The 15,402-nt window shown below is 51.5% G+C and carries 12 protein-coding genes and 5 pseudogenes; 8 read left to right on the top strand and 9 right to left on the bottom strand.

Translation table 11 applies throughout. From position 1 onward, the window contains the following. The first annotated feature begins 29 nt into the window (after nt 1–29). The 5 genes and pseudogenes from manA to add all read left to right on the top strand — a co-directional run bounded on the left by manA (nt 30) and on the right by add (nt 4,720). Entirely contained in the window at nt 30–1,202 is a 1,173-nt protein-coding gene (manA, locus tag CS369_RS10985; protein WP_196907112.1) for a mannose-6-phosphate isomerase, read from the top strand. A gap of 47 nt (nt 1,203–1,249) precedes the next feature. Then, complete coding sequence (locus CS369_RS10980; RefSeq protein ID WP_196907111.1) at nt 1,250–2,812, top strand: YdgA family protein; 1,563 nt, start codon at nt 1,250–1,252, stop codon at nt 2,810–2,812. Nucleotides 2,813–2,939: 127 nt separating this feature from the next. After that, nucleotides 2,940–3,482 carry a hypothetical protein gene (locus CS369_RS10975; RefSeq protein ID WP_244664942.1) on the top strand — a complete coding sequence of 181 codons (543 nt, stop codon included), beginning with the start codon at nt 2,940–2,942 and terminating at the stop codon, nt 3,480–3,482. After that, nucleotides 3,449–3,640, top strand: a complete 192-nt coding sequence (locus CS369_RS23525) for a hypothetical protein (protein ID WP_244664941.1) — start codon at nt 3,449–3,451, stop codon at nt 3,638–3,640. Before CS369_RS10975 ends, CS369_RS23525 begins: the two co-directional genes overlap by 34 nt. Nucleotides 3,641–3,738: 98 nt before the next feature. Then, nucleotides 3,739–4,720: pseudogene (gene add / locus CS369_RS10970) on the top strand (adenosine deaminase). Between the two features lie 30 nt (nt 4,721–4,750). Here the strand turns inward: add and CS369_RS10965 are convergent. The 9 genes and pseudogenes from CS369_RS10965 to CS369_RS10925 form a co-directional block, all read right to left on the bottom strand. After that, nucleotides 4,751–5,287, bottom strand: coding sequence for a hypothetical protein (locus CS369_RS10965; protein WP_196907110.1), 537 nt, complete (start codon nt 5,285–5,287; stop codon nt 4,751–4,753). A 27-nt stretch (nt 5,288–5,314) separates the two neighbouring features. After that, nucleotides 5,315–5,587 carry a hypothetical protein gene (locus CS369_RS10960; RefSeq protein ID WP_196907109.1) on the bottom strand — a complete coding sequence of 91 codons (273 nt, stop codon included), beginning with the start codon at nt 5,585–5,587 and terminating at the stop codon, nt 5,315–5,317. A 32-nt stretch (nt 5,588–5,619) separates the two neighbouring features. Further along, entirely contained in the window at nt 5,620–5,790 is a 171-nt protein-coding gene (locus CS369_RS25170) for an acyltransferase family protein (RefSeq protein WP_374191053.1), read from the bottom strand. 163 nt (nt 5,791–5,953) lie between these two features. Further along, a pseudogene (locus tag CS369_RS10950) lies at nt 5,954–6,948 on the bottom strand (bile acid:sodium symporter family protein). A 151-nt stretch (nt 6,949–7,099) separates the two neighbouring features. Beyond that, nucleotides 7,100–7,440, bottom strand: a pseudogene (locus CS369_RS10945) (Gfo/Idh/MocA family oxidoreductase); the annotation flags it as partial. Next, nucleotides 7,437–7,595: pseudogene (locus CS369_RS10940) on the bottom strand (DNA-binding transcriptional regulator AraC); the annotation flags it as partial. The pseudogenes CS369_RS10945 and CS369_RS10940, both read right to left, overlap by 4 nt. A gap of 120 nt (nt 7,596–7,715) precedes the next feature. Further along, nucleotides 7,716–8,684 (bottom strand): L-arabinose ABC transporter permease AraH, encoded by a 969-nt coding sequence (araH, locus tag CS369_RS10935; protein WP_196907106.1) that lies wholly within the window; start codon nt 8,682–8,684, stop codon nt 7,716–7,718. Between the two features lie 20 nt (nt 8,685–8,704). Then, a pseudogene (araG, locus tag CS369_RS10930) lies at nt 8,705–10,228 on the bottom strand (L-arabinose ABC transporter ATP-binding protein AraG). A gap of 121 nt (nt 10,229–10,349) precedes the next feature. Further along, the gene (locus CS369_RS10925) at nt 10,350–11,333 is read right to left on the bottom strand and encodes an arabinose ABC transporter substrate-binding protein (RefSeq protein ID WP_196907105.1); all 984 of its coding nucleotides are present in this window, start codon (nt 11,331–11,333) and stop codon (nt 10,350–10,352) included. 441 nt (nt 11,334–11,774) lie between these two features. Here CS369_RS10925 and CS369_RS10920 point away from each other — a divergent pair, with 441 nt between their 5' ends. From CS369_RS10920 to ydgT, 3 genes are all read left to right on the top strand, one after another. Further along, on the top strand, nt 11,775–13,445 hold the full coding sequence (locus CS369_RS10920; protein WP_196907104.1) for a ribulokinase: 1,671 nt from the start codon (nt 11,775–11,777) through the stop codon (nt 13,443–13,445). 48 nt (nt 13,446–13,493) lie between these two features. Further along, nucleotides 13,494–14,999 (top strand): L-arabinose isomerase, encoded by a 1,506-nt coding sequence (gene araA / locus CS369_RS10915; protein ID WP_196907103.1) that lies wholly within the window; start codon nt 13,494–13,496, stop codon nt 14,997–14,999. Between the two features lie 164 nt (nt 15,000–15,163). Next, a complete protein-coding gene (gene ydgT / locus CS369_RS10910) occupies nt 15,164–15,343 on the top strand; it encodes a transcription modulator YdgT (RefSeq protein ID WP_244664940.1) in 180 nt (59 codons plus the stop codon). The last annotated feature ends 59 nt before the right edge of the window (nt 15,344–15,402 follow it).

Below are 15,402 nucleotides of genomic sequence, written 5' to 3'. Positions count from 1 at the left end.
AACAAATCACATAACAATCGAGTGTGAACATGCAAAAAATGCGCAATAGCATCCAGCACTACGCCTGGGGAAGCACAACAGCATTAACAGAACTCTACGGCATTGAGAATAAAGACAATCTACCAATGGCAGAGCTTTGGATGGGTGCGCATCCCAAAAGCAGTTCGTGGGTGGTAAATGAGCAGGGCCAGGAGCAGCGTTTGCGTGACGTCATCAACGATACGCCCGTGGGGACATTGGGTACGGCGATCGCGGCACAGTTTAGTGAGCTGCCTTTTCTGTTTAAAGTCCTCTGCGCGGCGCAACCGCTCTCCATCCAGGTTCACCCGAGCAAACCCGCAGCAGAGCAAGGTTTTGCCAAAGAGAACAAACTCGCAATCCCGCTCGATGCGCCCCATCGCAACTATAAGGATGCCAACCACAAGCCAGAGCTGGTGTTTGCCTTAACGCTCTTTCAAGCGATGAACGGTTTTCGTGAGCACGACGATATTGTGGCGCTATTGCAGCCCGTAGCCAGTGCACATCCGTCCATCACCGCCTATTTGCAGCAGCCCGATGACAAAAATCTGTCGATGCTGTTTGCCAACTTATTGAGTATGCGCGCAGAGATCAAAGATCGCGCTCTGGCAGTGTTAAAAGCCGCACTCACCTCACAGCAGGGTGAACCCTGGGCAACGCTGCGCAACATCATTCAGGAATACCCTAACGACAGCGGACTGTTTTCTCCGCTGTTGCTCAATGTCATCACGCTGCAACCGGGACAAGCGATGTTTCTTTATGCGGAAACCCCGCATGCTTACCTGAACGGTGTAGCGCTGGAGGTGATGGCAAATTCGGATAACGTACTACGGGCTGGACTCACCCCTAAATATATCGACATTCCTGAACTGCTGGCGAATGTGAAATTTATCCCCAAACTGGCAAACCAGCTGTTAACTCAGCCGATTGAAGACGGTGAAACCTGCTATTTTCCCGTACCTGTCGCCGATTTTGCCTTTTCCCTGCATCATCTGAAGGATCAGCCACAAACGCTGAACCAACAGAGCGCAGCCGTTGTCTTTTGTATCGATGGAAAGGCCACATTGATGAAAAATAGTCAGCGGCTTACGCTTCGCCCCGGCGAATCCTGCTTTTTGCGTGCGTCAGAGTCTCCCGTCAGCGTAGAGGGAAGTGGACGACTGGCACGCGTGTATAATGGTTAGACACTTTCTCCCCTTAAGGGATGCTTACTTAGAAAAGGAATCACACTATGAAGAAGTCTCTGGTTGCCGTCGGAGTTATCATCGCACTGGGCGCCGTGTGGACAGGTGCATCATGGTATACGGGAAAGCAATTAGCACAAAATATCGATACGGTTACTGCTGAATTTAACAAGCAGTTGCAGGAAGCCTATCCGAATTCAGGTTTCAAGTTGGTGTATCGTGATTATCAGGGAGGTGTGTTCAGCAGCACGTTTTCACTGGTATTACAGCCTGATGGTTCTGCATCAGAAACGCGTCCGTTAGCACCCAAACTCGAAATAGTGCTCAACGAAACCGTTTCACACGGGCCACTTCCGCTCGCTCTGCTGAAAAAAATGAATTTACGTCCCAGCATGGCGCATATTCACAGCGAACTGGCTAACAGCGAAGCGACCAAAGAACTGTTTGATGTACTTCAGAACCAACCGTTCTTCAGCGCAGAAACGCGCGTGGCATTCAATGGAGATACCGCTTCAGTTATCTCTCTGCGCCCACTCGATATTGACAGTGAAGGCACCAAATTTGCCTTCAGCGGCACCGATATTGCGCTAGACCTTGCTCACGATCTGCGTAGCAGCCGAATTTCAGGCACGGTTTCTCACTTTTTATCAGAAACTACCAACTACGAAGGCGGCAAAGAGACTATCGTTCTTGAAGGCCTTGGGTTGGAAGCGAACAACGACCGCGGCAAATTTAATCTGGACCTCGGCGACGGTAGCTTCACCCTGAAATCAATGAAGGTGACGCCGCCAACAAGTGACCCTGTCACGCTGAATAACTTCGTGATCAAAAGCACCATAAGCGAAGACGACAAAAACATCTCTGGCGCGATAATGTTGTCATTAGACGCACTGCTGCTCAAAGATCGCGATCTGGGTAGCATGAAGTTTGCTTTGAGCTTTAACCAACTCGATGGCGAAGCGACGCAGCAGTTCGCCAAAACCTATAAGACGTTGAGTGCATCATTCCTGGAGTCGCCGTCTGCCATGGACCCACTGCGTTTTCAGTATGAACTGGGGCAATCATTACGCAATGCCCTGCCCAGCCTGCTGAAAGGCAACCCGAATTTTACCATCTCCCCCTTGAGCTGGAAAAATGCCAAAGGTGAGAGCACGCTCAACGCCTCGCTCAATTTGAGTAATCCGGCACAATCTACAGCGCTAACGCCACCGGCACAAAGCGATGAAGAAGGCGTGATCCGTCGTGCAGTTAAGCAACTGGATGTGACGTTGAACGCACCAATGGCGATGCTGGCTGAAGGTATCGTTCAGGCCGAAGGACAGGCACAATCGGATCAGGAACATCAGCAACTGATCGCCAGTGCGCAAGAGCAAGTGAAAATGCTGGCTGGCGTAGGCGAAATGAACCAAATCACTGTCACCAAAGATGATGCCATCACCAGTTCGCTGCACTATGCGGACAATCAGGTTGAGTTCAACAGGCGTAAAATCTCACTGGAGGAGTTTATTGCCCCCTTTATCGATATCCCTACCGATGAAGGCGACGAAGGCGATGATGCCGAGCCAGAAGCTCAAAACTCACCGGCAGTTGTCCCCCCGCAAGCGCAGTAATGTCTTTACCGCCTGCGCGCTCTGGCAGGCGGTAGTCCCCAAAATCCACTGAGTGAATGGTCATAGCGTTGGATAAACACACACTCGAGTCACGCCAGAGCGTACTTTATTTCGCTGCAACAGAGGGTTGGGTAAGCCTGATCAACCCGGCGTAGCCATCATGCTGTTCGTGACCTTTATGCAGGTGCCTCTGGTGACCTTGCTTGATGGATTGCGCAATCTTCGTTTTATTGGCCCTCTGCTGGCAGCCAATTTCATCGGGGTCCCGCTATTACTGTTGCTTACCCGCCCGTTGCTGCCGGATGTTCCCCTGGTGCAATTTGGCATTCTGCTGGTGCTGTTAGCGCCCTGTATCGATTACATTGTGACCTTCTGCCATCTAGAACGCGGTGACGCCGCCCGTTTGCTTGCCTGCACCCCGCTGCTGTTGCTACCGCTTTATCTGGCGCTGTTCCTGGATGACGCTGCTGCGGCATTAATCTCGCCAGCCCCGTTTGCGCAAGCGTTTATCTGGCTGATCCTGATGCCGCTTATCGGCGCTGGTTTATTACAACACATCCAACCGCGCTTTTTGATCGTGCAACGCACCGCTAACGCTGCCGGTTGGTTACCGGTGCCCGCGACAGCCGGCGTGCCGTGGCATTCAGTTGCGCTACGCGTAATTCGTTAGTGATCCTGCCGCTAGCCTTATCGATCCCCGACGCTATGCCGGTACTGCCGGCGATCCTGGTTGCACAAACATTGATCGAACTGATCGCGAAATCCTGCTATGTGCGAGTGATCCCTCGTCTGGTGCGTAGCACAGGCAGAAATCGCCCATTAGTGTAATCAGCAATGGTATTCCATGCCTTATTGTTTATACTAAACAGTACGTTAATAATTTAACGGCTCAACGTGCCTTGGTGCGCGGAGCGAAAGAAGCCATTATGATCGATCCTTCAATCCCGTTGACAGACATTCACCGCCACCTTGATAGCAATATTCGCGTACAAACGATCCTCGATTTAGCACGCCAGTTTAACGTCACCCTCCCCGCGCAGACGCTTGAAACGCTGATCCCACACGTACAGGTCATCGACAAAGCGGCTAATCTGCTTGGCTTCCTGAAAAAACTGGATTGGGGCGTGGCCGTGCTCGGTTCTCTCGATGCCTGCCGCCGTGTTGCTTATGAAAACGTGGAAGATGCGGTGCGCGCCGGTCTTGGTTATACCGAGCTGCGATTCTCACCCTATTATATGGCACAGCGGGTTATCGATGGTATACAGGCAGGGTGTCGCGATTACGACACCGATATCCAACTGATTGGTATCATGAGCCGTACTTTTGGATCTGAGGCGTGCCAGAAAGAACTGAACACCCTGCAAGCCTGCCGCGACAAGATCGTGGCACTCGATCTCGCTGGGGATGAACTGGGCTTTCCGGGCGGCCTGTTTACTTCGCATTTTTGTCAGGCACGTGATAACGGTTGGCATATTACGGTTCATGCCGGTGAAGCAGCGGATGCCGAAAGTATCTGGCAGGCTATTCGGCAATTGGGTGCAGAGCGCATTGGTCACGGCGTAGCCGCCATTGTGGATAAAACGCTGATGACACATATGGCGCAGCAACAGATCGCCATTGAATCCTGTCTGACGTCAAATATTCAAACCAGTACCGTCATGTCGTTAGCAGAACACCCTCTGCCCCATTTTCTGCGTCACGGTATCCCCCGCAACCATTAATACTGACGATCCAGCGGTGCAAGGTATCGAAATAACGCACGAATATCTCACTGCTGCCCCACAGGCTGGCCTAACCACCGATGAAATTCGCCAGGCTCAGCGCAATGGATTAGCCGTCGCGTTTCTTACCGAGCAGGACAAACAGCGAATTCGTGAAAAGGTGCAACATAAGCGCGATCGCGTATAAGCTCAAGCTCCCTGGGGTGCCCCTTCGCCCCTACAGGCTAATTACCCGGTTTATCCAGCACAACCGGCTCAACAGACAGCAAATCAGGTATGACATCGCAAAGGTCAACGCGCCATAGAGAACAATAAAACCATAGACGGATAAAAAGCTGAACATCGGGTACAGTCGATCATAAAGCACGGTGTTGTTAATCTCTATGACGAAGATATTGTGCACCAGATAAATTCCCAACGTTTTACTACCGACCTGACCGATCATCCCTTCCAGCCAGGTAAAACGAGTATGTAACATCAAATAAAACACGCAAATGGCTGAGAGTTGTAGTGGCAGGTTATAGAACTTCCCGTAAAAAAAGACAATTCCCCAGTGCTGAGTTAGCAGTGTCAACACACAAAAACTGAGTAATGCCAGCTCGATTCCCGGTAAATAGTGACGTGCCGATAATGAGGTAGGTTGATACACCAATCCAAAATAGCCGCCAATCAGAAAACTGACCAGACCAAATACCTGGCTCGACATTAATAATGCCGGATGAATAAACGAGGGGATACCAAACAGACTATTCATGATCTTCTCTATCAGCGTCAAATTAGCCTATAGGAAGAGCGCAATAATGACATACATCAGCGTCTGGCGGTTGGCATTAACAAACACCGGACGCAGCAATGGCACGATAAAATAGAGACCAATAATCGAGAATAAAAACCACAGGTGACAGGCCTCACTCGCGTTGCGATCGGTATTGAGGTACGCCCAGAAATCGTAATGTGGTACATCAAGCACGCGGGTCAGTACAACAGTGTCATACAGATAATAAAAAAGTAGCCAGAAAATCAGTGCGATCGCGATGGCTTTGGATTTTGTCATAACATAGCGAAATTGATCCTCATGACGATTATTCAGCAAAAATAGCCACTCGCCATATAAAACATCGCCACCCCAAACTGTCCGGTCTGACGAATAAATAATATCCCGAAGTCCTGAGGATCCCGATTCATAAAATAGAGCGAAACATGTGAGAGAATAACCAAAAAAATCGCAACCATCTTCATCAAATCGAGACTATAAATTCGAATACCTCGCCCTTATAACCAAGAGAACGTCCGAGATAACTCACGTTTGAGAAGTATTGGTGATTTTTACGATGATATAATGCAGAAAACGATTCTGACTAAATAAGAGCGTTAGGGCCGGACGATTATCCGGCCTGAGAATAATACTAAACACCCTAAACTATTGGGCCGGTTTCACCGGTTGTGCACTGACCTTTTTATTGGCATAACGCTGTGCCAACGCGGCGCACACCATTAATTGAATCTGATGAAAAATCATCAACGGCAGCACCATTGCGCCAACAGCGGCCGCAGGAAACAGCACATTAGCCATAGGAATACCGTTCGCCAGACTCTTTTTGGAACCGCAGAACACGATGGTGATCTCATCTGCAGTATTGAAGCCCAATTTACGCGCCGTCAAGGTATTAACCACCAGCACAATCGCCAATAGCACAATCGAACAAATGACCACTGCAAGCAGCGACCAGCCGTTAATTTGTGTCCAAATCCACTACACTACGGCTTCACTGAAGGCCACATAGACCACCAGGAGAATCGATGACCGGTCAGTATATTAATCAATTTGCGATGGCGTTCGACCCAGCCCGCAATCAGTGGACGAGAAAGATGCCCTAACACAAACGGCACCATCAGTTGCAGGATAATCGAGCCAATCGCGTGCAGCGTATCCGTCTGCCCGCCCTGGGTGTGCATCAACAGGCCGACAAGAATCGGAGATAAAAACACGCCAAGGATGCTAGACGCTGACGCGCTGCAAATGGCAGCCGCTACATTGCCCCCTGCCATTGAGGTGTAGGCAATCGCCGATTGTACCGTGGCAGGCAGTGCACACAGGTAGAGAAACCCAAGATAGAGCGTCGGTGTCAACACTGTAGGCACCAGTGCGTTCATCCCCATGCCCAGTAGCGGAAAGAGCAAAAAGGTACTGGCGAGCACCACCAGATGCAAACGCCAATGCCCCATGCCTGCGGTAATGGCTTCACGAGAGAGTTTTGCGCCGTGCATAAAAAACAGCAGCGCGATAGCTGCCGTGGTCAGATATTCAAAGAACGTTTTCACGTTACCTTCGCACGGAAAAACCGATGCCGTCAGCACCACCACAATCAATACCAGTAAGAATTTATCAATACGAAGCCGTTGTAACCATGACAAGGGAGAGAATGAAGCCATTACAGGAACCTGCTGTTTTTGAAAAAAACACAGGCAATCTTACGATCGCCTTTATCAACGAAATACCAACGAAATCGAAACTAACCTTGCATCATAAGGAGATGAAATGATAAGGCACAATTCGATTTCGGTCTTATTGGTTTTTAACCATCACCGCACGACGTTCCTGATGCGAGAGCAGGCCAAGTTCAATCAACTCCATCACCTGTATCGCCTGCGCGGCGGGCACCGGATTTTCTCCCTTGCCTTGCAACGCATCACGCACCGCAGCGTAATAGGCGGGATAGTTACCGGGCAACGTGGTTACCGCCTGTTCGACCATCACACCATTCTGATGTATGTAAGCACGCCATGACGGGAATCCAGCCCCCAATCCGTTTGCGGCGGACATACACCGCCCTTCAAACAATCTTCTTGCGGATCAAGACCATATTTGATGAAACTGCCTTTGGTACCATGCAGCGTAGAGCGTGCATAATATAGCCTTTCATCCCATCCGGGCGGTCGATAAAGAAATCAAGCGACCCGTCAGCCAGAATGGGCTTTAAACCCGCCACCAGATAAGCGTTAAAAGAATAGCCTGGAAGCAATGGGTTTGATTGAGACTCATGCGTCATACGCTGGTACATCGGCCCTCCGGGAATCATCGGGTGTAAACAGCACCAGGTAGCAGTGCAATAAGTGACATTGTCACTGCTACCCGGCATTCTATCAGGCGAGTAGCCCATAAACACCTAACTACTGATACACTATACGGTTTTCTTCGCCATTTGTTTGTAACGGTCGAAAATGACCGCGGCGAGCAAAATCAAACCACGCACCACATACTGAGCAAAGGGCGAGATGTTGAGCAGGTTCATCGCATTTTCCACTGTACCGAGGATCAGGACACCCGCCACCACGTAAGAAATCTTGCCAATACCCCCTTTCAAGGAGACGCCGCCCAGCACACAGGCAGAGATTACGATCAGTTCATAACCGATAGAGGTCATGCGCGATGCCAGAATGATCCCCGCGGCTGCCGACACCAGTCCAGACAAGGCAAAAATAATGATTTTGGTGCGCACCACCGGTACACCAGCCAGACGCGCTGCCTCCTCGTTACCACCAATCGCCAGAGTATTACGGCCAAAGGTGGTTTTATTGAGCAGCAGGCCAAACAAAATCATGCATACTACCGTTATCCAAATCGGCGCAGGCAGCCCCAGCCAGTTGGCGTAACCCAGGGTAAAGAAACGCTCATCGACAATCCCTACCGCTTTACCATCTGAGATAATATACGCCAAACCGCTCGCAATCTGCATGGTAGCGAGCGTCGTGATCAAGGCGTTAATTTTGAGCTGTTCGATAACAAAGCCGTTAAGTAACCCGAATGCAACGCCCAGCAGCAAACCGGCACCGACGCCGATCCACAGGCTTTCGGTGAGGTTAATTACTACCGCCGTTGCCACCCCGGCACAGGCAATCACCGACGCCACGGATAGGCCAAAGTCACTCGATGCCAGACAGAACAACATCCCACAGGCCACCATGCCGGACATGGAAATAGCCAACCCCAACCCTTTCATATTGATAAAGGAAGCAAAATTGGGCACAAACAGCGCGCAGGCAAGAAACAGCACGGCAAACACCACCAGCATGCCGTAGTTATCCAATATACGCGGCATTCCTCCGGCGCGCTTGTTTTTTTCAGGTGAAGCAGACGTAAACGTTGACATAATTGTGTGCTCCTTAGCGTTTACGCGACCACAGCGTTAATTTCGGGAGTTCGTAACATCGCCAGGCTCAGCGCTTTCTGCTCGCTCGCCTCGTCGTGTGAAAGTTCGCCTGAAATGGCACCCTCTCGCATCACGATGATACGGTCAGCCGGTCCCAGCACTTCGGGCAAATCGCTTGAGGCAAACAGCACCGCGATCCCCTGCTTGGTCAGCGCATAAATCACGTTATAAATTTCATGCTTAGCCCATACATCAATGCCACGCGTTGATTCATCCAGCAGGATCACCTTCATCTCTTCGGAGAGCCAACGACCTAGAATTGCTTTTTGCTGATTGCCACCAGAAAGGTTCATGATCAACTGTTCAGCAGAGGGGGTTTTGATGTTTAACGCCTGAATTCGACGCTCCGCATTCTCTTCTTCCCACTGGTTATTAATGACAAACCCAGCTTTGAGACTTTTGCGACGCGCGCTGATATTGATGTTATCGCGTACCGAATGCACCGGAATAATGCCGTCCGCTTTACGATCCTTCGGGCACAGCATGATGCCCTGACGAATCGCATCCATTGGGGTTTTAATCGTCTGTGGCTCGCCATCCAGCAGCACATCACCGCCGGTAATACGCGTACCGCCGAACAGCGTTTTCATCAATTCACTGTGTCCGGCGCCCACCAGGCCCACCAGGCCAACAATTTCGCCCTGCCTGACGCTGAGTGATATCGGACTTTTCACTCCTGGCGCTTTTACCTCGCGCAGCGTAAAACGCTCCGGCCCTAATTCGCACGGGGCATAACCGTAGATATCGCCCAAATCGCACCCGACCATCGCCTAGACCAGCATTTCGTGATTCACCGCCGCCGTATCGTCAAACGTGCGCACATATTTGCCATCTTTAAACACAGCGATGGCATCGCTCAGCGCAAAAATCTCTTCCATATGGTGCGATACGTACAGGATCACCCGTCCTTCACTGCGCAGCTCACGAATCACGCGAAACAACTGCTCGATCTCACGCGCGGACAGCGAATTGGTGGGCTCATCAAAGGCGATGATCTTGGCGTTACGGGCCAACGCTTTGGCAATTTCCACCATCTGCCATTGCCCGATAGAAAGGTATTTGAGTGGCGTATCCGGATCGATATCCAGTCCGAGATGTTCCAATTGCAACTTGGATTCGTAACGTAACAGGGATTTGTTGACGATGCCCTTCTTGTGCGGCAATTGACCCAGGTAGATATTTTCTGCCACGGTCATTTCTGGCACCAGATGCAATTCCTGATAGATGATCGCCACCCCAGCATTGAGCGCATCCATGGTATTGGCGAAATGGACTGGCTGACCTTTAATGTGCACTTCCCCAGAGGAAGGCAGATAGTTACCGCTGAGTATTTTCAGCAGCGTCGATTTACCGGCCCCATTTTCTCCCATCAAGGCGTGTATTTGCCCGGCGTGGCATGAAAAAGTAATATCATCGAGGGCTTTCACACCGGGAAAAATCTTCCCTATGCCGTGAAACGACAAATAAGGCGACGATGTTGCCATGTTGTTATGCTCCATCGTAGTGCTCCACACGAGGACACCCTTGCAAGCAAGGGGTCGTCACAGTCAAGATTGGTTGACACGATTAACGATACCGCCTCATAGCGAGGCGGTATCACCATGGTTACATCAAGCCTTTTTTCTTCAACTCTTCTTTGAAGTTTTCGCTCGTAATCAACACCACATCAGTCACTTCCGTGAATTTCTGCGGTTCAACGCCTTTAGTCACCCACTCATTCAGCATCTGGATACTCTTGTAGCCGTGAACGTCCGGGCTTGGCAGCAGCGAGCCGAAGAAACCGGTGACTTGCCCTTTGGACAACTCATTCACCGCATCCACACCGTTGATACCAATACCAATCACATTGGGCGCTTTGAAGCCCTGAACTTCTGTCGCACGCACGCCACCCAGTACGGTGTTATCGTTCATGCCGACAATCAGCCAGTTTTTCACTTTAGGATGCTGCACCAGCAGCGAGTTGGCGGCGTCGAAGGCACCGGGGATATCGTTGGATTTGGTTGAAACCTGATAAATCTGTTTTTCCGGGAAGCCCGCGGCTTTCAGCGCTTCCATTGGGCCGGAAGTACGACGGCGTGCGGTATCCAGTTCGTTGGCGGTGATCGCCATCACTCCGGTTTCATCGACTTTCCAGCCGCGTTCGTTCATCTCTTTCCAGAGTTCCTCACCCTGACGCTCACCGATTTTAGTCGCCGCCATGATCACTAATGGCACCGTATCCATCGGCTCACCTTTGGCGTTGACGAACTGATCGTCCACCGCTATGACTTTCAGATCATAGCTGCGCGCCTTGGCGATAATGGCTGGCCCCAATTTAGGGTCTGGCGTACAGATAACAAACCCCTTCGCGCCGCTGGCCGCCAAGCTATCAATCGCGTTCAGCGTTTTCTCGCCATCGGGCACCGCAATTTTAATCACGTCAAAGCCAAGATCTTTCCCGGACTGATCGGCAAATTTCCATTCAGTTTGGAACCAGGATTCTTCCGGTTGTTTCACCAGAAACCCCAGTTTTAGATTTTCAGCCATAGCTGATTGTGACATAACTGTCGCCAGTCCGATGGCAGCCAGCACCTTAGTGAATTTATGCATGATGTTCTCCGGTAGGGGCTCTCTTTTTTACAGGCTGCTCTCCACAGTCTGCGTTATCATTCTCGGTAAGACACATTCAATCTGGTTAGAGAAAAAACACGGATTTAGTATTTATCCTCCACAGTGCAACATTCAGACGCTGTATTTGTAGCGGGTATTTTGCGCAAGAATCTAGAGCATTATCACATCCCGAAACAATGACAGGTTTGTGCATAGATTTAGCGAATTTAACCAGCCGTTAACCTTTGATTGATGTCACAAAACCATGACAGGTGGCAGAAAAATGCATACTTCCAGCTAACCCCTCCTCACTGCGCGCTTTTTTGCTGACTATGGTATGTGCATCCGGAATGTACGTTCCCGCTTATCCCGTCCCATGACAACACGCACTTTTAAGCGCGATCCACACCTCTACTGTGACGCAACAACAGGAGCTGAACGATGAACGCGGGTGCAATAGTAATCGGCCTGGATTTTGGCAGCGATTCAGTGCGCGCACTGGCCGTTGACTGTCAATCTGGACAGGAGTTAGAAACCGAGGTGGTGTACTATCCACTGTGGCGAGAAGGACGCTACTGTCTGCCTGCGGAGAATCAATTTCGGCATCATCCACTCGACTATATAGAAGCACTGCAACAGGCCGTGCAGGTGGTGGTGCAGCGACTTTCCGCCGAGCAGCGTATGCAGATCCGCGCCATTGGCGTGGATACCACCGGCTCAACACCGGCCCCGATAGACGAACAAGGCCAGGTGTTGGCGCTACGCCCGAAATTTGCCGACAACCCCAACGCCATGTTTGTGCTGTGGAAAGATCACACTGCCATCGAAGAAACGGAAGCCATCAATACGTTGTGTCGTAGCGGTCAGTTCCCCGACTACACCAAATACATCGGCGGTGCGTACTCATTTGAATGGTTCTGGGCCAAGATTTTGCACGTCTCGCGCGCCGACAGCGACGTACATCAGGCGGCGGTATCCTGGATTGAACTGTGTGACTGGGTTCCGGCCCTACTCTCGGGGACTCAAGCGCCGAACAACATAAAACGTGGACGTTGCAGCTTCGGGCACAAATCGCTGTGGCACCCCGACTGGGGCGGTGTGCCGCCAAAAGATTTTCTTCACGCACTCGATCCATTGCTGACCAGCCATTTACAGTACCCTCTGTTCACCGACACCTGGACCGCCGATTTACCGGTTGGCACCATCACTCCCGAATGGGCCGCCCGATTAGGGGTTCCCACCAACACCGTACTGGCGGGTGGTGCGTTTGACTGCCACATGGGTGCCGTGGGCGCGGGCGCACAGCCCTATACGTTGGTCAAAGTTATCGGCACCTCCACCTGCGATATTCTGATCGCTGATGAGGATCGCGTGGGGACCACGCCGGTTGCCGGGATCTGCGGCCAAGTCGACGGCAGCGTAGTGCCCGGTTTTGTTGGACTAGAAGCAGGACAGTCCGCGTTTGGCGATATGTATGCCTGGTTTGGCCGGTTATTAGGTTGGTCGTTGCAACTCGCAGTCCAACAACATCCCGAACTTCAGCCACAGTTGGCGCACACACAAGCCCACCTGTTGGAATCTCTGACCCAACGCTGGGCGGACAATCCTTCACTCGATCATCTGCCCGTGATGCTGGACTGGTTTAACGGCCGACGCACTCCGTTTGCCAATCAGCGACTGAAAGGCGTGATCACCGATCTCAACCTGGGTACGGATGCCTCGGTGCTGTTTGGCGGATTTATCGCCGCCACCGCCTTTATGGAATGTTTCGAATCTCAAGGGGTGCCGGTGGAAAACCTACTGGCGCTGGGCGGCATCGCCCGCAAATCTCCGACCATCATGCAAGTGTGCACCGATGTGATGAATCGGCCATTGCAAGTGGTGGCGTCCGATCAGTGCTGCGCACTGGGAGCGGCTATCTTTGGCGCCGTGGCCGCTGGGGTACACCTTAATATTCCTACCGCACAGCGCCACATGGCCAGCAGCATCGAGCGTACCTTGACGCCCGATCCCACTCGGGTGGACCGCTATCAGGCGCTGTATGAACGTTATCAACAGTGGTGTCATCTCGCCGAACCTGCGTATGCTGCGCAGCGTAAAGCGACAAACTGATCACCGGTTATTTTCCGTTTTTGAAGCTACGTACAAGCAGGAGTTATCATGGGGAATTTACAGCAGCGTGAAGTCTGGTTTGTCATTGGCAGCCAACATCTCTACGGCCCGGAAACCTTACGTCAGGTAAAAGAGAATGCTGAAAAAGTGGTACAAAGGCTGAATCAGGATGCCGGACTGCCGGTAAAACTGGAGCTCAAACCGGTTGCCAAATCGCCGGACGAAATTCTGGCGCTGTGTCGCGACGCCAACTATCAGGATAACTGTATCGGTTTGCTCGTGTGGCTGCACACTTTCTCTCCGGCTAAAATGTGGATTGCCGAGCTGAGCGTACTTACCAAACCGCTGATGCAGTTCCACACCCAGTTCAATGCAGAAATCCCGTGGGACACCATGGACATGGATTTCATGAACCTGAACCAGACCGCACATGGCGGACGTGAGTTCGGGTTTATCGGCGCACGTATGCGCCAATCGCATCAGGTCGCCGTCGGCCACTGGAAGGATAAAAACGCCCACCAACGTATTGCCAAATGGATGCGCGTCGCTGCCGCCATCGCAGAAAGCAAACAGCTAAAAGTGGCGCGTTTTGGCGATAACATGCGGGAAGTAACGGTAACCGAAGGGGATAAGGTGGGAACACAGATCCAGTTCGGTTATTCCGTCAGCGCCTGGGGATTGGGTGATCTTGCCAGCGAAGTGGATGCGGTCAGCAAAGGGAATATCGACGCGCTGATCGATGAGTATGAAGCCAGGTACCAGTTAACCGACGCCGTCAAACTCCACGGCCCTAACCGACAGAATCTGCTGGACGCCGCGCAAATTGAACTGGGACTCACCCGTTTTCTGGAAAAAGGCGGTTATCGCGCGTTCACCACCGATTTTGAAAACCTTTACAGGCTTAAGCAGTTGCCCGGTCTGTCCGTGCAGCGCCCGATGCAAAAAGGCTACGGCTTTAGGGGCGAAGGCGATTGGAAAACTGCAGCGCTGTTGCGCATCATGAAGGTGATGGCTGAAGGCTTGCCGGGCGGCACCTCATTTATGGAAGATTACACCTATCATTTCGTCCCCGGTAACAATCTGGTGGTAGGTTCCCATATGCTGGAAGTTTGCCCAAGCATCGCCAAAGAGGCGAAACCGACACTGGATGCACAGCACCTGGGTATTGGTGGCAAAGCGGATCCTGCGCGGCTCATCTTCTCCACCCCGGCCGGCCCAGCGCTCAATGCCAGCGTCATCGACATGGGAGATCGTTTCCGCATGTTGGTCAACGTGGTGGATACCATTGAGCAGCCACACCCCTTGCCCAAACTGCCGGTTGCACGGGCTATCTGGCAGGCGCAACCGTCGCTGGAAGAGGCTGCCGAAGCCTGGATTCTGGCGGGCGGCGCGCACCATACGGTATTCAGTCAGGCGTTAGACCTGGATTACCTTCGCTTCTATGCAGAAATGAATCACATCGAACTGCTGGTGATTGATAACGAAACCCACATTCCGGCATTCAAAGACGCGCTGCGCTGGAATGATATGTACTACAAACTCACTTCTCGCTAAGCGGTAGCAAGGAACCCGATTGCCAAGATCGGGTTCCATCTCTCATTCATAATTCCTATTGCGCTAGACACCTATTTTCTCTGGCATATACTGAAATACCCTATCCACATAATTATTAAACAAAAATCATGACCACTTCTGAATACTTACTCTAGTTTCGCAAAGTGAACACTCTGGACAGCCTGGAAAAACTCTACGACCATTTAAATTATTCTCTGACGGATAATAAGGAGATTATCAATATGTCGCGCGCTGCCGACCACCGCCGTGCCGAGTTTTCTACGGGTGGAAAACTGTACGACCTCGGTTGCATTCCCAAATCCGTCTGGCGTTTCGTGCTTTAACACCTGACAACGGGTCGTTTTCTATACGGCCTGTTCGTTCTTGCCTTGCGTTACTTGCT

This window comes from Candidatus Symbiopectobacterium sp. 'North America' (genome assembly GCF_015762685.1).
Taxonomy (GTDB): Bacteria; Pseudomonadota; Gammaproteobacteria; order Enterobacterales; family Enterobacteriaceae; genus Symbiopectobacterium.
This window is presented reverse-complemented; position numbering and strand designations above follow the sequence as displayed.